We start from the raw sequence: 18,095 nt of genomic DNA on the forward strand, positions 1-18,095 counted from the left end.
GGTTGCGCTTTGCAGCCGCCGCCGCTACATCCCCCATCTGAATTGTACGCGGGATTCCGCGAGAGCTGAGAACGATATGCGCGCCGAAATCGAACGGTTGGTAGAAGAGATCAAGCAGTCAGTCGGGCTGCTGAGGAGGCATCTTTGACGTCGAGAAATCGACGGCGCGCCTCGCTGAGCTGAACAAGCTCGCAGAAGATCCCAATCTCTGGAATGATCCGCAGAAAGCCCAGAAGCTGATGCAGGAGCGCACCTCGCTTGAGGACTCGCTCTCGGGCATCGGCAAGGTCGAGCAGCAGCTCGAAGATGATATCGGCATGATCGAGCTCGGCGAGGCCGAGGGCGATGCCGGCGTCGTGGCTGAAGCGGAAGCCGCGCTCAAGAACCTCAAGAAGGAAGTGGCCCGCCGCGAGCTTGAGGCGCTGCTGTCGGGCGAAGCCGATCGCTTCGATTCCTATCTCGAAGTCCATGCCGGCGCCGGTGGAACCGAGAGCCAGGACTGGGCGCAGATGCTCTTGCGCATGTACACGCGCTGGGCGGAGACCCACGGCTTCAAGGTCGAATTCCTCGAAGAATCCGAGGGCGAAGAGGCCGGCATCAAATCCGCGACCATCCAGGTCTCCGGCCACAATGCCTATGGTTGGCTGAAGACGGAAGCGGGCGTGCATCGCCTCGTGCGCATCTCGCCGTTCGATTCCAACGCGCGGCGGCACACCTCGTTCTCGAGCGTGCAGGTGTTTCCGGTCATCGACGACAGCATCAAGATCGACATCAAGGAATCCGACGTCCGCACCGACACCATGCGGTCGGGCGGCGCGGGCGGCCAGCACGTCAACAAGACCGAATCCGCAGTGCGGCTGACGCATATCCCGACCGGCGTTGCAGTGGTCTGTCAGGCCGGACGCTCCCAGCACAAGAACCGGGCGCAGGCCTGGGACATGCTGCGCGCGCGCCTTTACGAGATCGAGCTGAAAAAGCGCGAGGAGAAGGCCGCCGCCGACCAGGCCGCCAAGACCGATATCGGCTGGGGCCACCAGATCCGCTCCTACGTGCTCCAGCCCTATCAGATGGTGAAGGATCTGCGCACGGGCGTGCAGACCTCTGACACATCAGGCGTGCTCAACGGCGAGCTCGACGAATTCATGGCCGCGACCCTGGCGCAACGCGCCTTCGGCACCACCGGCGCCGATATCGAGGATGTGGACTGACCATGCCCCGGATCGCCTTCATCGGATTGGGGCGGATGGGTCATGGCATGGCGGGCCGCTATCTCGATGCGGGCTTGACGGTGACGCTGTGGAATCGCAGCAAGTCAAAAGCAGAAGACCTGGTCGCACGCGGCGCGACATGGGCGACCTCGCCTGAGGACGCCGCGATCGATGCCGACGCTGTCGTGACCATGGTTGCCGACGACGAGGCTTCGCGCGCGGTCTGGCTCGGGCCTGATGGCGCGGCGAAGACGGCCAAATCAGGCACCATCGCCATCGAATGCTCCACGGTTTCCTATGACCATGCGCGCGAGATGAGCCGCGAACTCAATGCGCGTGGCCTGATCTACATCGATTGCCCCGTGACGGGATTGCCGGATGCGGCCGCGAGCGGAAAGCTGACGCTGCTGGTTGGCGCGGATGCCGCCGACCTCGAACGCGCGCGCCCGTTCCTCGAACCGATCGGCTCGACGATCCGCCATTTCGGCGCGGTCGGCTCCGGCACGGTCTACAAGCTCATCAACAATCTCATGGGCGCGATCCAGATCGCCGGTCTGGCCGAGGGCCTTGCGATTGCCGAACAGGCCGGGCTCGACATGAAGCTGGTGCTCGACTCCATCCAGGCAGGGGTTGCCGCGAGCCCGCAGGTGCAGCGCCATTCCAAGCGCATGGTCGCCCGCGACTTCGGCGGCGCGACCTTCACCGCCGCGCTGCGGCACAAGGATGCCGCCTACGCCGTGAAGCTCGCCGAGACCCTGCTCGCGGACAAGCCGTTGGTTGCCCGCGCCGCCGTCGAGGCTTACGCACAAGCGAAGGCTGTGATGCCCGACGAGGATGAAGGCAAGATGATCGAGCTGGTGTCGCGGCCGAAGAAGCCGTCTTAACTGGAATTGAGCAGGGCAGCCTCGATCGGAACGCTGTCTCGGCATTGCCCTCGTGGCTGTCGCGGCGACCGTTGTGGCCGATATCGTGGGGGATGCCCGCGTACGCCGATCCTCTTGAGCAGACTTGTAGCGGCTGGAAGCCGTTCCTCGTAATCGGGCCGCGCGTCGAGTAAATTCCGGCTCTCGCGTTTCATGCTGCGGAAAATCCTGCCGCTTGCCAGTCGCCGATCGCCTTGCGACACTCTCCCAAAACAACGATAGAAAATTGGGGAGAGACCAATGCCGGGTCGTCGCAAAAGCCTCGCTGCCCTCGCCATGCTTGCTGCCGGAGCGCTGGTCACGGTACCGGCCCTGGCGCAGAAAAAATACGATCCCGGCGCCAGCGACAGCGAAATCAAGATCGGCAACATCATGCCCTATAGCGGGCCGGCGTCGTCCTATGGCGTGATCGGCAAGACCGAGGCGGCGTTCTTCAAGATGATCAACGATCAGGGCGGCATCAACGGCCGCAAGATCAACTTCATCAGCTATGACGACGCCTATTCACCGCCGAAGGCGATCGAGCAGGCGCGCAAGCTGGTCGAGAGCGACGAGGTGCTGCTGATCTTTCAGGCGCTCGGCACGCCCTCGAATTCCGCGATCATGAAATACATGAACGCCAAGAAGGTGCCGCAGCTGTTCGTCGCCTCGGGCGGCACCAAGTTCGGCGACCCCAAGAATTTTCCGTGGACCATGGGCTTCCAGCCCAACTACCAGAGCGAGGGGCGAATCTACGCCAAATACATCAGGGACAATTTCCCTGACAGCAAGATCGCAGTGTTCTGGCAGAACGACGATGCCGGCAAGGACCAGTTCAAAGGCCTGAAGGACGGCCTCGGCGACAAGGCCAATATGATCATCGCGGACAAATCCTATGAGGTCGCCGATCCCTCGATCGACTCGCAGATCGTGGCCCTGCACGATTCCGGCGCCGACATCTTCTTCTCGTGGGCCGCGCCGAAGGGGTCGGCACAGGCGATCCGTAAAGTCGGCGAGCTCGGCTGGAAACCGAAGTTCTTTTTGGCCAACACCGCCACGTCGATCGCCTCGGTGCTCAAGCCAGCCGGGCTGGACTATTCCAAAGGCATCATCTCGACCGCGTACCTGAAGGACCCGACCGATCCGACCTGGGACAAGGATCCGGCGGTGATCGCGTGGCGCGCCTTCATGGACAAGTATTACCCTGAGGGCGACAAGGCCAACGCCAACAATCTCTATGGCTACGTCGAGGCTGAGGCGATGGCGCAGGTCCTGAAGCAGTGCGGCGACAATCTCACGCGCGACAACGTGATGAAGCAGGCCGCGAACCTGAAGGATTTCCACACCGATCTGATGTTGCCCGGCATCAGCGTCAATACTTCGCCGGACGATTATTTCCCGATCGAGCAGATGCAGCTGATGCGCTTCAACGGGCAGGCCTGGGAGCTGTTCGGCGACGTCATCACCGGCGAGGTCGGCCACGAGCGCGGCCAGTAATCAGAGCTGTAGGCGTCTTCTGTTGCGGACTTAGCCTGCGCTGAGTCGCACGCCGGCGCGCAAGAATTTCTGCGGGTCGACGGCTTCGCCGTCGATGCGGGTCTCATAGTGCAGATGCGGGCCGGTCGAGCGGCCGGTCGAGCCGACGAGGCCGATGACCTGGCCGATCTTCACGATTTCGCCGACCTTGACGTTGATCTCGGAGAGATGGCCGTAGCGGGTCGACAATCCATTGCCGTGATCGACCTCGACCATGCGGCCATAACCGCCGGACCAGCCGGCCGAGACCACCTTGCCGTTGGCCGTCACGCGTGCGGGATCGCCGGTCGCGGCGCGGAAGTCGAGACCGGTATGCATCGCAGGGCGGCCGAGGAAGGGATCGCTGCGCACGCCGAAGCCGGAGGTGAATTCGACCTCACCGACGACGGGCTTGCGATAGGGCACCTGCGCCAGCGTGCGGTTGAGCCGGTCCATTTCGGCGCGGGTGACGTTGATGCGATAGAGCTGCTTCTCGAAAGGGCCGCCATTCGCGGTAAGCTTCACCGGCACGAACGGACCGCCCATCGGGGCGCGCGGCACGGCGGCTTCGAGACTGGCGAGGTTCAAACCGAGATCGCTGACGACGCCGCGCATCCGGCGCATCCGTGAATCCATGCCTTCCTCAACCGCGTTGAGCGCGGCGACCTGACGGCGCTCGACCTGATCGAGCGAGTTGGTGAGCCGGACCAGGACGTTGTCAAAACTCTGGTTCTTGGCGAATTGATTGACGGGCGGGGCCATCGCGCTCGGCGCCCGCGATTCGAGCCGCGCTTCGCGGTCGGGCGGCGCCACGAAGATGACGGTATCGCTGATCGGCGAGGGTTTTGGCGTGCCTTGCGTCGCCTGGTTCGCCTCGCCGCGCTGCGGCGCCGCGCGGGGAATCGATCCGGTCACGTCGGGCATGGCGCCCAGCGCCGTGGCCCGGGACTCCAGCGCCGCCTGGCGCTTCATGATCTGGTCGAGCTTCTGGTCGAACTGTTCCTGGTCGAGCAGCTGGCGGCTGGTGGTGCGGTCGACCTTGGCGCGCAACTCGGCGATGCGATCCTCATAGGCATATTGCATCTCGGCCTGGCGGGCGATCAGCCGGGTGAGGACATCGTCGCGGAAGGCGAAATAGGTGGCGGTCGCCGCCGACCACAGGCCGAGCAGAACGACGGTGCCGACCACGATCCAGAACACCACCGGCCCGAGCCGGACCTGCTTGCCGTGATGCACGATGGTGTAGGCGTCGTCGGCTGCGGGCAGGGGAATGGCAGGAGCTGCCGCAGGCGCGGAGCGGCGCGGAAACGGCCGTCCGTGGTCGTGCGGGTGATGCTGGGGGTACTGCGAATATTGGGCAGAACTTTTCGACATCGGCACTCCCGCGCCGGTCGGAACGGTTCCTTGCGGCCAAATTGCCGCAGCAATCTGGGCTGGTCATGGTTAATTTTCCGGAAACGGGAGCGCTCGATTTTAACGGGCTGGTTAAAGACTTCTTGCCGCTTCCAGCACCTCGTCAGCATGGCCGTCGACCCGGACGTTGCGCCAGACCTTGGCGATCTTGCCGTCGGCCCCGATCAGGACCGTGGTGCGAAGAATCCCGAGGAAGGTCTTGCCATACATCGATTTTTCGCCCCAGGCACCGTACGCCTCCAGCATCTCGTGCCGCTCGTCCGAGATCAGGGGGACTCCAAGGCCGTGCTTGTCGCGGAACTTCTCCTGGGCCTTCAACGGATCGGCCGAAATACCCAGTATGGCGGTGCCGGCAGACGTGAAGTCGCTCTTGAGCCGGGTGAAGTCGATGGCCTCGCGGGTGCAGCCGGGGGTGTCGGCGCGGGGGTAGAAGAACAGGACGAGCTTCTGGCCCGAGAAGTCCGCCGAGGTGACGACATCGCCGCCGTCACGAGGCAGGCGGAAGGCCGGCGCCTTCATGCCCGCGACGATCGGCTTTGCTGAACCGGACGAGACCGGGGCGGCTGGGTTGGAGGCCTTTTCAGAAGATTTTAACGATTTCGATGCGGCCTTATGTGATGTTGCCTTTGCGCCTGGCTTGTTTGATTTGCTGGCGGATGCCGCCTGTGTTTTCGCGCTGCGTGTTCGAGTCGATGCCCGTGTTTTCGGGGGCTTCTTTTTAGCGGTCGGACTGCCGGAGGGCGTTTTGGACGATTTCTTTCGGGATTTCTTGGACATACGCCTTCCTTTCGTCGCTTTCGGCGGGTCAACCAAAGCGGAATTGCAGCTCTCGTCCGGTGTGCCGGATTCGCGCCCTCGGCTGGGCAATTTTGGCGGCGACGGAGTATGGTTACAAGGAAATCCACGCACCACCCCACTGCTCGTTGAACGCGCTCCCGGGGCGAAATGACGAACAGCAGGAACATCGGAAGTATGGCGGCAATGCCGGGGCGGGGAGCTTCAATTCCCGTCGACGGCTGCGGTCCCGGCGGCGCTCAGTCCCATGACGGACGCCTGTATCGAGAGGCAATGGCAAGGAATACGTCGCCCCAGGATCACAATCGGGACTCGAATCGGCACGGTGGCAATCACGAGCAGCCGGAATGGGACGAGGCCGACTGGGATCAAGAGCAGGAAGAGGAGGCGGGGCATCGTGCACGCCGCCTGCTCTCGCGTTCCAGTTCGCGCTTCCGCCTCGGTGAGGGCTTCTCGGCGTTTCGGCGGGTCCTGCCGAGCGGACGCTGGGTTCGTAGGATCGGCGTTGTCGTCGGCGCCCTGATCGTCATCTTCGTCGGCTGTTTTGGCGCGCTGTGGTGGCGGCTCGGTGCCGGCCCAATCAATCTCGACATGGCGACGCCCTGGCTCGCCGCCGCCATCGAGGACAATATCGGTCACGGCAACACCGTGGAGGTCGGCGGCACCCAGATCGAGCGGGCAGGGCGGATCAGGGTCGCCGTGCGCATCCGCGACATCATCGTTCGCGATCATGATCATGCCATCGTCGCCAGCGCGCCGAAGGCCGAGGTGAGGCTGTCCGGTGTCGGGCTTCTCACCGGTCATCTGCGCGCCGAAAGCCTCAACCTCGTCGACGCCGAACTCGCGATCCGGATCGCACCCGACGGGACCGTCACCGTGTCCGCCGGCGATACGGCCAAACCGCTCGCAACCGGCGTTGCATCCAAGAAGGAAGCGGGCCTGCCGCCGACATTCCCGCGCAACGGCGTCCCGCCGCCGCCATTCGGGATGGCGCCCGCAACTCCGGACGCGCCTCAACCCGCCGCGCAGAGCGGTATCCTTCAGGGCCTCGACTGGCTCGACAGCCTGAGCATGACGGGCCTCGACGGCCAGAACCTCAACGAGATCGGCCTCAAGAACGGCAACCTGATCGTCGACGACCAGCAGCGCGGCAGCAAATGGACGTTTGAGAACATCACGCTCAGCCTGCGCCGGCCGAGCCATGGCGGCGTCACGCTCAGCCTCGGGGAAGAGGGGGCGAAGCCTTGGTCGTTACGCGCGACGATCGGACCGGCCGAGAATGGCGTGCGCTCGATCGATATCCGCGCCGACAAGCTCTCGACCTCCAACATCCTGCTCGCCCTGCGGGTGAAGGACCTGACCTATACGGCCGACCTGCCCCTGACCGGTGAGATGAAGGGCGAGCTCGGCCGCGACGGCGTCCCGACGTTCTTCCGCGGCAAGGTCATGATCGGCGCGGGCAACATCATCGACACCGATACGCCCGACTACCCGATGGCGATCGACTCCGCCGAGATCAACGTCGAGTGGGATGCAGCACGGCGGGTGCTGGTGGCACCGTTCAAGATCCTCTCGGGCGCCAATCGCCTGACGCTGCTGGCGCATCTGGAGCCGCCGAACGGCACCACCAATGATTGGCAACTCGGCTTCAGCGGCGGCTCGATCCTGCTCGGCGGCATCGACAACGAACCGCCGCTCGTCTTCAACCGCATCGCGATCGGCTTCCGCTTCGATACCGATCACAAGCGCCTGCTGCTGACGCAGGCCGATATCAGCAATGGCGAGATCGGCGTCGCCGGCACCGGCGCGATCGATTATTCAGGCGAGCCGCGCCTGACGCTCGGCTTTGCGGGAACGCCGATGTCGGCCTCGGCGCTGAAGCGGATGTGGCCGACGCTGGTGGTGCCGGAGTTGCGCCAATGGGTGATCGAGCGGATCGAGCGCGGCACGCTCCAGCGCATCGAGGTCGGCGTCAACTCGCCGACGCGCAATCTTCCGCGCAAGGGACCGCCCATTCCCGATGACGGCCTGTCGGTCAACATCGCGGCGAGCGGCGTCGCGGTCCGCCCTGTCGACGGCATGCCCGTCGTGCACGATGCCGACCTCAAGGCGCATGTGACCGGACGTACCGCCACCGTGAATATCGCCCAGGGCATTGCCGACACCCCTGCAGGCCGCAAGGTTACGATCTCCGATTTCGTGTTCGAGGTGCCTGACATGGCGCCGAAGCCGTCGCCCTCGCGGACGAGATTCCGCGTCGAGGGCCCGGTGCCCGCTGCGGCCGAGATGCTGTCCAGTGATCGGCTGAGCGATCTGTCGTCGACCGTGGTCGACCCCAACACCAGCAAGGGCACATTCACGGCGAACATCCAGCTCGGCCTGCCGGTGAAGGGCGAACTGACCAAGGCGGACACCACCTACGCCGTGACAGCCGATCTCAACGGTTTCAGCGCCGAAAAATTGGTGATGAACCAGAAGCTCGAAGCCAACAATCTCAAGATCGTCGCCAATAACCAGGGCTATCAGGTCAAGGGCGACGTCAAGATCAACGGGCAGCCGGCTTCGCTCGACTACCGCAAGGCGACCGATGGCGACGCGGACGTCAAGCTGCAGGCGACACTGGACGACGCGAGCCGTGCGCGCCTTGGCTTCGATCTCAGTCCCGCCGTCAGCGGGTCGGTTCCGATCAAGGTTTCGGGCAAGATTGCCGGCGGCCCCGACGCAACGACGAAGCTCGGCATCGAGGCCGACCTCACCTCGGTCAAGCTCGACAACATTCTTCCCGGCTGGGTCAAGCTGCCGGGCAAGTCGAGCAAGGCGACATTCAAGGTGGTGCCGACGGCACAATCGACGCGGCTCGAGGACATCGTCATCGAAGGCGGCGGCGCCTCGATCAAGGGCTCGCTCGAAGTCGACCCGAACGGCGACCTCATGAACGCGAACTTTCCGACCTATTCGCCGTCCGACGGGGACAAGACGTCGTTGAAGGTGGAGCGCGGCCAGGACGGCGTGGTCAGGGGCACGATGCGCGGCGATGTCTTCGACGGCCGCGGCTTCCTCAAGTCGGCGATCTCAGGCAATTCCAAGGACGACAGCAAGAGCAAGCTCAAGAACGTCGATTTCGACATCGACGTGAAGCTCGGCACCGTGATGGGGTTTAACGGCGAGACCATGCGCAGCGTCGATGCCAAGATGTCGAAGCGCAGCGGGGCGATCAAGGCTTTCTCGCTGAACGGCAGGATCGGTCAGAACACGCCGGTCGCTGCGGACTTGCGCGGCGGGCGCGCGCAAGGCAGCCGGGAGGTGATCTATCTTCAGACCAACGATGCCGGATCGCTGCTGAAGTTCACCGATATCTATACCAAGGCCGTCGGCGGCCAGATGGTGGTAGCCATGGAGCCGCCGACGTCGGAGCCGACCATGGCGCGGGAAGGTCTCATCAGCGTACGCGACTTCTCGGTGAAGGGTGAGGCGCAGCTTGAACGCGTCGCTGCAGGCGCGCCGAACGGCACCGGGAATGGTGTCTCCTTCAGCGCGCTCCGCGCCGAGTTCATCCGTCAGAACGGCGCGCTAACGGTCCGCGATGGCGTGGTCAAGGGCCCGATGATCGGCGCCACCATCGAGGGCTCGATCGATTATCCCGGCAACCAAGTGTGCATGAGCGGTACCTTCGTGCCGATGTACGGATTGAACAACATGTTCGGACAGATTCCGGTGCTCGGGTTGTTCTTGGGTGCTGGTGACAAGGAGGGACTGATCGGCGTGACCTACGAGGTCATCGGTACACCGGCGGCGCCCGTGATGCGCGTCAATCCGATCTCGGCGATATTTCCCGGCGTGACCCGGAAGATCATGGAGTTCAATACCGGCAAGCAGAACACGCCGATCGATGAGCTGCCGTCGTCGCAGTCCGCCGACAGCCCGACGGGATCGGCAAGACAATTGTCGAACGGTTGCAGCCTCGCGCGGCGCTAGCGCGGAGCTATCATCGGGACCGTCGGCGCTGTCCTGAAAAAAGGTCTTTGAATTTGGGAGGCTGACGGGACCGGCAATGAACCGATTCGTTCACCGCCTCATCATGTCCCTGCTGCTCGCAGCCGTCCTCGTTCTGATATGGAACGTGCTGGGCTCTCGCTGAAACGGCGCCGGGCAATGACCGGCGACGTCTCGTGACGTGGAACTCGATTGCCTGCGCCTCAGCGCCGCGCGAAGGCGCCGCCCGGCGCGTCGCTCTCCTTGCCCATGACCGCATCGACGCTGAGCGCCCCGCCGCCCGCAGCCGCGAGGTAGAGGCAGGCAAAGCAGAACAGGATCGCGGCGGTGCCGTTGTTCAGCAGCGGCAGGAAAACCGGCGGGCCTTCCTTGGAAATGTGGAAGACGTGACCGAGGAAATAGGCGAAGGCCATTTCGCCGGAGAGGACGAAGGCCGACAGACGGGTGAACAGTCCGATCATCAGCGTCGCGCCAAGCACGAGCTCGATCAGGCCGGCCGTCCAGATCAGCGGTGGCGGATTCGCGAACATGGCCACCTGCGGAATGTGGAAGATCTTGGTCAGGCCGTACTGGAACAGCAACAGGCCGGTGATGAAGCGAAACAGGCTCAGGAGAACCGGTTCATAGCGAGAGAGATAGGGAAAGTTCATTGGGTTTGTGCCCTCCATCCAATGTTGCGACTAGGACCGCATTCGGTTCCGCCCTGCAAGCTGCGCCAGGTCAATTTGCGCTGACATTTTTGTCATGTCGGACAAAACACCGCACACTGGGATTTCAGCCGCGCACAATCAGCATTTTCTCTCCGTATACGCTTCGCGGCCGCCCGTAGTTCCCCGGTGACACGAATGAGTTCAGGTTACCCCTGGGAAACCTAGCGCCGCAAGGCGGGCACAATCAGAAATGGAATCATCCCGAGCACCACGCTCGCAAGTGCGAACACGAGCAGCGCGTTGTAGCCGTGGGTGGCGTCATGGATCAGGCCGCCGCTCCAGGAGCCGAAGGCCGAGCCCAGCCCGCTGCCGATCGAGATCGTGCCGTAAATGGTGCCGACGCGTTTGCCCCGGAAGATCTTCATCGCGGTCGCGGTGATCAGCGGACCGCGCGAGCCCATCATGCTGCCGAAGCAGACGACGAAGCCGGTGAGCAGGATGAGGTTTGGATAATACTGAAGCAGCCAGAGCAGGAAAATGCCGACGATCGAGATCGCGTAGCTGAGCAGCACGGACGGCCGGCGCCCGATCAGCCCGTCGAGCGCGGAGACACCGATCATGCCGAACACCAGCACGACGCCTGAAAAGCCCCACGCGGTCGCAGCCTGAAGCGGCGGGAAGCCGGCATCGATCAGGTAGGCCACGATCTGCGCAGCAATCGCGTACATGCCGACGGCGGTGAAGAAGAAGGTCGAGAACAGCGCCCAGAAGGCGTGATGGCGCATCGCGCTCAGCAACGTCCAACCGTTGTCGATGAAATCAGGATCGCTCTTCTTGGCGACATACGGCGAGCCGGCGGAGAACAGGCGCCAGGGCAGCAGCAGCAGCGGCAGCAGCAGGCCGAGGGCGGCCAGGCCGTAGACCTGATAGGTCTCGCGCCAGCCGAGGCGATCGATCAGGAGCTGCGAGGCCGGCAGCAGCGCCAGCACGCCGCCCCCCATGGCCGAGTAGACCACCGCCATCGCCGTCGGCAGCTTTGGACCGAACCAGCGGCCGAGCAGAATCGAGTTCGGCACGTTGCCGATGAAGGCAACGCCGATGCCCACGCACAGCCCGATCGAGAGCTGGAATTGCCAGAGCGCTTGCGCATGGGCTGCGATGAGGAACGCCGAGCCCAGCAGCAACAGGCCGAGCGCATAGACGATGCGCGGTCCGGAATGATCGAACAGCCGCCCGACCAGCGGCGCGGTCAGCCCGCTGATCAGCCAGGTCAGCGAGTAGATCGAGACGACTTGCCCGCGGTCCCACCCGAAAGTTTCGGAGATCGGTTTGAGGAAGACTGTGAAGCTCTCGCTGAGGCCGCGGCCGAGCACTGCCAGGGTGAAGCACAACGCCAGCACGACAAGCGCGGTGCGCACCGCGCCTTGCGGTGTGCTTGCTTGTTGCCCAGCCGTTTCCCTGGTCGTCTTACGATCCATTGGCCGTCAGGGAGCGCGCTTCGGCGCGCCCTGACAAGCATCAAAAGCACATACGCCTATGCAGGCCGGATGAGGACGTGCTTCTTCTTGCCGAAGGACAGCTTGATGACGCCCTCAGGCGTGAGGTTCGCGGCCGACAGCGCCAACTTCTCGTCGGTGACCGCGACGTCGTTGACGCGCAGGCCGCCGCCCTTGATCTGCCGCCGCGCTTCGCCATTGGAGGCAACGAGGCCCGCCTTGACGAAGGCGTTCAGCACGCCGAGGCCGCCGTCCAGCTCGCCGCGCGGAATTTCCACCGTCGGCAGGCTTTCGGCAAGTGCGCCTTCCTCGAACGTGCGGCGCGCAGTCTCGGCCGCTTCATTGGCGGCGTCGCGACCATGCAGCAGCGCGGTCGCTTCCGTCGCGAGCACCTTCTTGGCCTCGTTGATCTCGGAGCCGCCGAGCGCTTCGAGCTTCCTGATTTCGCTCATCGGGAGCGTCGTGAACAGCTTCAGGAATTTGCCGACGTCGGCGTCCTCGGTGTTGCGCCAGTACTGCCAGAAATCATAGGGCGGGAACTGGTCGGCATTGAGCCACACTGCGCCTTGCGCGGTCTTGCCCATCTTGGCTCCTGAGGCGGTCGTCAGCAGCGGCGTCGTCAACGCAAACAGCTGGTGCGTGCCCATGCGGCGGCCGAGATCGACGCCCATGATGATGTTGCCCCACTGGTCCGATCCCCCCATCTGCAGGTGACAGCCGGTGCGCTTGGCGAGCTCCACGAAATCGTAGGCCTGGCAAACCATGTAGTTGAACTCGATGAAGCTCATCTCCTGCTCGCGCTCGAGGCGCAGGCGCACGGAGTCCATCGTCAGCATGCGGTTGACGGAGAAATGCCTGCCGACGTCGCGCAGCATCTCGATCCAGTTCAGCTTCGTCAGCCACTCCGCATTGTCGAGCATGATGGCGTCGCTCTTGCCATCACCGTATTTCAGCACTTTTGCGAACACACCACGGATCGATTCCTTGTTGGCCTCGATCTCGGCTATCGTGCGCATCGCACGCGTCTCATCCTTGCCGGAGGGATCGCCGACCATGGTGGTGCCGCCGCCCATCAGCGTGATCGGCTTGTTGCCGGACTGCTGCAGCCAGTGCAGCATCATCATGGTCAGGTAGTTGCCGATATGCAGCGAGCGGGCGGTGCAGTCGTAGCCGACATAGGCGATCGCCTCGCCCTTGGCGGCAAGGGCGTCGAGCCCCTCGAAATCGGAGCATTGGTGGATGAATCCACGCTCCTGCAGGGTGTTGAGGAAGTCCGATTTGAATGCAGTCATTTGTCGGCGAGCCTGACAATTCTTGGTTTACCGTTTTGGGGGCAATTTAACGGTGTTCGCCTGGAACTCGAATTGCCGCCACCACTTTGGCCTGTGGCATTATAAGATGTGTCCCTCTGGCACAAGATCGGCATGGCAGGGTGGGTCTCGAGGACGCTGATCCCATGATGTTGACGGCACTCGGTTTGATGAGCGGCACCTCACTGGACGGGGTCGACGTCGCGCTGATCGAAACCGATGGAAAGCAGGTACGGGCGTGCGGACCGTCAGGCTACCGGCCCTATAGCCCGGCCGAGCGCAATCTGCTGCGTCAGGCGCTCACCGAGGCCGCGAGTCTTTCGCAACGCGATGCCCGGCCGGGGATCCTGGCCGAGGCGGAGCGGGCGGTGACGCAGGCTCATGCGGAGGCGGTCGCCGCGTTCGTCGCCCAGAACCGGATGAAGCCGGAGGAGATCGACATCGTCGGTTTCCACGGTCAGACCGTCCTGCACCGGCCCGAGCGGAGGCTGACGGTCCAGATCGGCGATGCGCCGGCGCTGGCCAGGGCGATCCATATCCCCGTCATGCACGACTTCCGCGCCGCCGATGTCGAGGCCGGCGGGCAGGGCGCGCCGTTGGTGCCGGTCTATCACCGGGCGCTCGCCAATTCGCTGGAGCGCGAAGGGCCGATCGTCGTGGTCAATATCGGCGGCGTCTCCAACATCACCTATATCGACGGCAACGATACGCTGATCGCGTGCGACACCGGGCCCGGCAATGCGCTGCTCGACGATTTCATGTACCGCACCATGAACAAGGCGTTCGACGCCGAAGGCAAGTTCGCAGCACTCGGCAAGGCCGACCAGGCCTGGATCGCGCGGGCGCTGGAGTTGCCGTTCTTCGCGCTTCCCCCGCCGAAATCGCTCGATCGCAACGACTTTGCTGCATTGAAGCTCGGCGATATCGCGCCGGCCGACGGGGCGGCGACGCTCACCGCCTTCACGGCGGCCGCGATCGCCCGCATCATTCCCTTGTTGCCGCGGCGGCCGCGCAGCTGGATCGTTTGTGGCGGCGGCGCGCGCAACCTCACCATGCTGCGGATGCTGCGGGAGCAGGTCGGAACGGCCACCGTCGAGGCCGCAGAGACGCTCGGTTGGGCCTCCGATGCCATCGAGGCGCAAGCCTTCGGCTTCCTCGCCGCGCGCGGCCTCAAGGGCTTGCCGCTGTCCTATCCTGCCACCACGGGCGTGCCGATGCCGATGACGGGCGGGGTGATCGCGCGGCCTTGAGCACGGCGCGTTTGATGCAGATGCATTGATCTTGACGGGTATATGCAAATGCATCTATGTTGGATGCAGTTGCATTGAACCGCCGGGATCATCGCCATGACTTCTTCGCCTGAAACGCCCGCTCGACTGAAACTGATCAGCCACAAGCTTTGCCCTTACGTGCAGCGCGCGGTGATCGCGCTGACGGAGAAGGGCGTACCGTTCGAGCGCGTCGATATCGATCTCGCCAACAAGCCGGACTGGTTCCTGAAGATATCGCCGCTCGGCAAGGTGCCGGTCCTGGTGGTGACGACGGAGAAGGGCGAGGTCGCGTTGTTCGAGAGCAACGTGATCTGCGAGTACATCGAGGAGACGCAAGGCGGTGCGAAGCTGCACCCGGCCGACGCGTTGAAGCGGGCTGAGCACCGCGCCTGGATGGAGTTCGGCTCGGCCATCCTCGGCGATCTCTGGGGCCTTGAGACCACGACGGATCCGGGGACATTCGAAAGCAAGCGCCAGGCGCTCGCAGTGAAATTTGCGCGTGTCGAAGCCGCGCTTAGGGCAGGTCCGTTCTTCGCCGGCGAGGCATTTAGCCTTGTTGATGCCGTGTTCGCGCCCGTCTTCCGCTATTTCGATCTGTTCGACGAATTGACCGATCACGGCATCTTGCGCGATGTCGCGAAGGTGCGCGCCTGGCGTGCTGAGCTGGCGAAACGTCCCAGCGTGCGTACGGCGGTCGGCGCGGACTATCCAGAATTGCTGCGCGCATTCCTCGTGCGCCACGATGCGCATCTGCTCAAGCTCGCGGCCTGAGCGATGTCGGAATCCATGGCCTGGCTGATCCTGGTGATCGCCGGGGCGCTCGATGTCGGCTGGGCGATCTCGATGAAGTATGCGGAAGGTTACACGCGCGTCGGCTGGAGCATCGCCTCGTTCGTGCTGCTGGCCACCTTCGTCTTCCTGCTCGGACGTGCCTTGAAGGTGCTCGAGGTCGGCGTCGCCTATTCGGTGTGGACCGGCATCGGTGCGGCCGGCACCTTCGTCATCGGCGTCGTGCGGCGAGGCCTTGAGCGCGATGAAGCTTGCGGGCATCGCGTTGGTGTTGATGGGCATCGTCGCGCTGAAGCTGGCCTAGAGCTCTGCAGCCATCTTCACCAGTGTCGCGATGGTGTTCATGTTGCGCGCGGTGCCGGTCTTGGCGGAGGGGATCGCGAGTTTTGACGTTCCCATGCCGTCGCCATAATGCACGTAGATCTCGCGGCGGCCGAGTTTGACCTCTTCGTTCTTCTGGCCGCGAATTCCGGCGAGCGCGTCCGCGGGCGGTGCCTTGTCCAGGAAGATCGCAACGGTCCGATTGGGTGGCGCTTTCGGAAACGGATTGGCGGCCAGAACCTCTGCCATCTCGGCAGCGCTGCGCACGAGCACGCCCACCTGCGCGCCGGCGTAGGCGTGCAGGCGCTTTTCCAGCGCGGCCTTGATCGCGGATTCTGATTTGCGGCTGGTGAAGACCACATTGCCGCTGGCGATGTAGGTGCGCACGGCACCAAAACCGAGCTCCTCGCACATCGCCTTGAGCTCAGTCATCGGCAGCTTGCCGGTACCTCCGACATTGACCGCGCGCAGCAGGGCCACGAACGCGGTCATCAGAGCATGATCCGGAAAGGTGTGAAGCAGTTTTCCGAATAGATCATGCTCAAACGAGAGTCTTACCGCACGTTGGCGAGGCGCATGTCGAGATACGCGGTGATGGTTTCCATCAGCGGTTCGAGCTTGGCGTCGAAGAAGTGATTGGCGCCGGGGATGACCTGCTGGTCGATCACGATGCCTTTCTGCGTCTTCAGCTTCTCGACAAGCGTGTTGACGTCCTTCGGCGGCACCACCGCGTCCTTCTCCCCGTGCACGATGAGCCCTGACGACGGGCAGGGCGCAAGGAACGAGAAGTCATAGAGGTTGGCCGGCGGCGCGATGGAGATGAAGCCTTCGACCTCGGGGCGGCGCATCAAAAGCTGCATGCCGATCCAGGCGCCGAAGGAGAACCCGGCGACCCAGCAGGCACGGGCCTCGGGGTTGATGGTCTGCGCCCAGTCGAGGGCTGCCGCCGCATCCGACAATTCGCCGGTGCCGTGATCGAACGAGCCCTGGCTGCGGCCGACGCCGCGGAAGTTGAAGCGCAGCACCGAGAAGCCGCGATGCGCGAAAGCGTAGTAGCACTGATACACGATCTGATGGTTCATCGTGCCGTGAAACTGCGGATGCGGATGCAGGATCATTGCAATCGGCGCGTTCTTCTGCTTGGCCGGGTGATAGCGGCCTTCGAGGCGGCCGGCGGGGCCGGTGAAAATAACTTCAGGCATCGATGATCTCTGGATTGATTTGCTGGAGAGCTGGCCTCGGCAATCAACCGATTGTGGCCCTCATCGACAGCGATGCCGACGAAAGCGCGAATGGAAGATGAGAAGGCGTGCGCCTCGCGGTGATGCGCTGACGGCGCACGGTGACTTGACGGTGCGCGTTCTAACATAGGCTGCGGGGCAAAAAGCAAGCATCTTCGACATCTGCCAATGTGCTCAAGAGCTTAGCCGCGGATCGAGGAGCCTCGGCTGTACCGATGGGGGTCGATCGACGGGATCGCCGGCCTCGTCTGTGCGAATTTAAGTCATTGAAAGAACTAATTTTTATCGTCTTCCCTCCGGGGGCGCGAGCGATTCACGCAGGCGCGGTGCGGCCTCCGAGCGAGGCGACCGCAGACCGGTAGCGGCGGCTGCCGCCCAGCGTCCTGCCGTTGTCGAAGGTGAGCTCGAAATCCCCTGACGACTTGAACTCGATGCCGCTGACCCGGTCGAGATTGGCAAGCCGGGTCCGGTGCACGCGCACGATGGCGAAGCGGGCGAGCTCGCCTTCGGTCGCGGCAAGCGTGCCCCGGATCAGGTGCTGGGTGCCGTTCGCAAGGCAATATTCGATGTAGTTGCCGGCGGAGGCGACCCACAGGATGTCGCGCGGCCTGACGCGAATGCGGCTCGTGCCGTCGCGGAGCCAGATCAGATCGGGAGAAGACGGTTGCTCCTGCGGGATGGCAGGAGTGGACAGGGCTTCTTGTGCGGCCTTGCGCAGTTCGCGGCGGCTTTCGAGCAGCCAGAGCGTTGCCCCAATCAGCAATGCAGTCACCCCATCCTTGCGGGACTCGTAGAGAACGGACGTCAGCGAGAAATGGAAGTCGTAGCTGCTGCCCGCGAGCCAGAGCAGGAATTTCCGCAGGCCCACCATGCCGGCGATGTGGAGGGCCGAGAAGCCGAGCAGGGCGGCCGCAGCGATTCCGATCCGCCTCGCCAGCCCCTTCGTTCCGCGCATATACCGGACCGACAGCATCAGGATCGGCACCAGCACCAGAATGACGACGATGCTCGTCATCTCCCAGAACAGGCGCTGGCCGATATTGGCGGTGTCGCCGCGCCAGGCGGCGTCCTGTGCGCCGGAGAGCGCATTGACGATGCCGATGGTGAGCGCGATGGCGGCGATCGCCGCGAACATCATCCAGTCGCTGCCGATCAAGCGCGACCAAGCGCTCGTCCCTGCCAACGATGCCT

The 18,095-nt window shown here is 63.8% G+C and carries 14 protein-coding genes and 1 pseudogene; 7 read left to right on the top strand and 8 right to left on the bottom strand.

Going from position 1 to position 18,095, the window contains the following annotated elements; all coding sequences use genetic code 11:
• Positions 1 to 76: 76 nt before the first annotated feature.
• The 3 genes from prfB to ACVIIW_RS26280 all read left to right on the top strand — a co-directional run bounded on the left by prfB (position 77) and on the right by ACVIIW_RS26280 (position 3,607).
• Positions 77 to 1,208, top strand: a protein-coding gene (gene prfB, locus ACVIIW_RS26270) for a peptide chain release factor 2 (RefSeq protein WP_456703394.1) whose coding sequence is annotated in 2 segments (ribosomal slippage) — positions 77 to 145 and positions 147 to 1,208 — 1,131 coding nt in all. Because the reading frame shifts where the segments join, the coding sequence is not laid out codon by codon here.
• A gap of 2 nt (positions 1,209 to 1,210) precedes the next feature.
• A complete protein-coding gene (locus tag ACVIIW_RS26275; RefSeq protein WP_456703395.1) occupies positions 1,211 to 2,092 on the top strand; it encodes an NAD(P)-dependent oxidoreductase in 882 nt (293 codons plus the stop codon).
• A 279-nt stretch (positions 2,093 to 2,371) separates the two neighbouring features.
• Positions 2,372 to 3,607, top strand: coding sequence for an ABC transporter substrate-binding protein (locus ACVIIW_RS26280; RefSeq protein WP_456703396.1), 1,236 nt, complete (start codon positions 2,372 to 2,374; stop codon positions 3,605 to 3,607).
• A gap of 30 nt (positions 3,608 to 3,637) precedes the next feature.
• Here ACVIIW_RS26280 and ACVIIW_RS26285 read toward each other — a convergent pair whose 3' ends face one another.
• Entirely contained in the window at positions 3,638 to 4,999 is a 1,362-nt protein-coding gene (locus tag ACVIIW_RS26285; RefSeq protein WP_456703397.1) for a peptidoglycan DD-metalloendopeptidase family protein, read from the bottom strand.
• A gap of 111 nt (positions 5,000 to 5,110) precedes the next feature.
• Positions 5,111 to 5,815: a redoxin domain-containing protein gene (locus ACVIIW_RS26290; protein ID WP_456703398.1), complete on the bottom strand. Its 705-nt coding sequence runs from the start codon at positions 5,813 to 5,815 to the stop codon at positions 5,111 to 5,113.
• A gap of 204 nt (positions 5,816 to 6,019) precedes the next feature.
• Here ACVIIW_RS26290 and ACVIIW_RS26295 point away from each other — a divergent pair, with 204 nt between their 5' ends.
• The gene (locus tag ACVIIW_RS26295; protein ID WP_456705276.1) at positions 6,020 to 9,808 is read left to right on the top strand and encodes a YhdP family protein; all 3,789 of its coding nucleotides are present in this window, start codon (positions 6,020 to 6,022) and stop codon (positions 9,806 to 9,808) included.
• Positions 9,809 to 10,029: 221 nt separating this feature from the next.
• Here the strand turns inward: ACVIIW_RS26295 and ACVIIW_RS26300 are convergent, their stop codons facing one another.
• The 3 genes from ACVIIW_RS26300 to tyrS form a co-directional block, all read right to left on the bottom strand.
• The gene (locus ACVIIW_RS26300) at positions 10,030 to 10,476 is read right to left on the bottom strand and encodes a DoxX family protein (RefSeq protein WP_456703399.1); all 447 of its coding nucleotides are present in this window, start codon (positions 10,474 to 10,476) and stop codon (positions 10,030 to 10,032) included.
• Positions 10,477 to 10,697: 221 nt separating this feature from the next.
• Positions 10,698 to 11,954: an MFS transporter gene (locus ACVIIW_RS26305; RefSeq protein ID WP_456703400.1), complete on the bottom strand. Its 1,257-nt coding sequence runs from the start codon at positions 11,952 to 11,954 to the stop codon at positions 10,698 to 10,700.
• A 56-nt stretch (positions 11,955 to 12,010) separates the two neighbouring features.
• Positions 12,011 to 13,264, bottom strand: a complete 1,254-nt coding sequence (gene tyrS / locus ACVIIW_RS26310; protein WP_456703401.1) for a tyrosine--tRNA ligase — start codon at positions 13,262 to 13,264, stop codon at positions 12,011 to 12,013.
• Between the two features lie 164 nt (positions 13,265 to 13,428).
• Here tyrS and ACVIIW_RS26315 point away from each other — a divergent pair, with 164 nt between their 5' ends.
• From ACVIIW_RS26315 to ACVIIW_RS26325, 3 genes and pseudogenes are all read left to right on the top strand, one after another.
• Positions 13,429 to 14,532 (top strand): anhydro-N-acetylmuramic acid kinase, encoded by a 1,104-nt coding sequence (locus ACVIIW_RS26315; protein ID WP_456703402.1) that lies wholly within the window; start codon positions 13,429 to 13,431, stop codon positions 14,530 to 14,532.
• Between the two features lie 96 nt (positions 14,533 to 14,628).
• Positions 14,629 to 15,324, top strand: coding sequence for a glutathione S-transferase family protein (locus tag ACVIIW_RS26320; protein WP_456703403.1), 696 nt, complete (start codon positions 14,629 to 14,631; stop codon positions 15,322 to 15,324).
• A 3-nt stretch (positions 15,325 to 15,327) separates the two neighbouring features.
• A pseudogene (locus tag ACVIIW_RS26325) lies at positions 15,328 to 15,646 on the top strand (DMT family transporter).
• Here ACVIIW_RS26325 and ACVIIW_RS26330 read toward each other — a convergent pair.
• The 3 genes from ACVIIW_RS26330 to ACVIIW_RS26340 all read right to left on the bottom strand — a co-directional run bounded on the left by ACVIIW_RS26330 (position 15,643) and on the right by ACVIIW_RS26340 (position 18,087).
• Positions 15,643 to 16,155 carry a DUF1697 domain-containing protein gene (locus ACVIIW_RS26330; RefSeq protein ID WP_456703404.1) on the bottom strand — a complete coding sequence of 171 codons (513 nt, stop codon included), beginning with the start codon at positions 16,153 to 16,155 and terminating at the stop codon, positions 15,643 to 15,645. The pseudogene ACVIIW_RS26325 and the gene ACVIIW_RS26330 overlap by 4 nt on opposite strands.
• Before the next feature lie 62 nt (positions 16,156 to 16,217).
• The gene (locus ACVIIW_RS26335) at positions 16,218 to 16,865 is read right to left on the bottom strand and encodes an alpha/beta hydrolase (RefSeq protein ID WP_014495555.1); all 648 of its coding nucleotides are present in this window, start codon (positions 16,863 to 16,865) and stop codon (positions 16,218 to 16,220) included.
• A gap of 352 nt (positions 16,866 to 17,217) precedes the next feature.
• Positions 17,218 to 18,087, bottom strand: a complete 870-nt coding sequence (locus ACVIIW_RS26340) for a LytTR family DNA-binding domain-containing protein (protein WP_456703405.1) — start codon at positions 18,085 to 18,087, stop codon at positions 17,218 to 17,220.
• Positions 18,088 to 18,095 lie beyond the last annotated feature (8 nt).

Source organism: Bradyrhizobium sp. USDA 4449, assembly GCF_054056275.1.

Coding starts and splice junctions, on each gene's coding strand:
- ACVIIW_RS26275 (WP_456703395.1), top strand. CDS start 1,211: ATGCCCCGGATCGCCTTCATCGGATTGGGGCGGATGGGTCATGGCATG.
- ACVIIW_RS26280 (WP_456703396.1), top strand. CDS start 2,372: ATGCCGGGTCGTCGCAAAAGCCTCGCTGCCCTCGCCATGCTTGCTGCC.
- ACVIIW_RS26285 (WP_456703397.1), bottom strand. CDS start 4,999: ATGTCGAAAAGTTCTGCCCAATATTCGCAGTACCCCCAGCATCACCCG.
- ACVIIW_RS26290 (WP_456703398.1), bottom strand. CDS start 5,815: ATGTCCAAGAAATCCCGAAAGAAATCGTCCAAAACGCCCTCCGGCAGT.
- ACVIIW_RS26295 (WP_456705276.1), top strand. CDS start 6,020: ATGCCGGGGCGGGGAGCTTCAATTCCCGTCGACGGCTGCGGTCCCGGC.
- ACVIIW_RS26300 (WP_456703399.1), bottom strand. CDS start 10,476: ATGAACTTTCCCTATCTCTCTCGCTATGAACCGGTTCTCCTGAGCCTG.
- ACVIIW_RS26305 (WP_456703400.1), bottom strand. CDS start 11,954: ATGGATCGTAAGACGACCAGGGAAACGGCTGGGCAACAAGCAAGCACA.
- tyrS (WP_456703401.1), bottom strand. CDS start 13,264: ATGACTGCATTCAAATCGGACTTCCTCAACACCCTGCAGGAGCGTGGA.
- ACVIIW_RS26315 (WP_456703402.1), top strand. CDS start 13,429: ATGATGTTGACGGCACTCGGTTTGATGAGCGGCACCTCACTGGACGGG.
- ACVIIW_RS26320 (WP_456703403.1), top strand. CDS start 14,629: ATGACTTCTTCGCCTGAAACGCCCGCTCGACTGAAACTGATCAGCCAC.
- ACVIIW_RS26330 (WP_456703404.1), bottom strand. CDS start 16,155: ATGACCGCGTTCGTGGCCCTGCTGCGCGCGGTCAATGTCGGAGGTACC.
- ACVIIW_RS26335 (WP_014495555.1), bottom strand. CDS start 16,865: ATGCCTGAAGTTATTTTCACCGGCCCCGCCGGCCGCCTCGAAGGCCGC.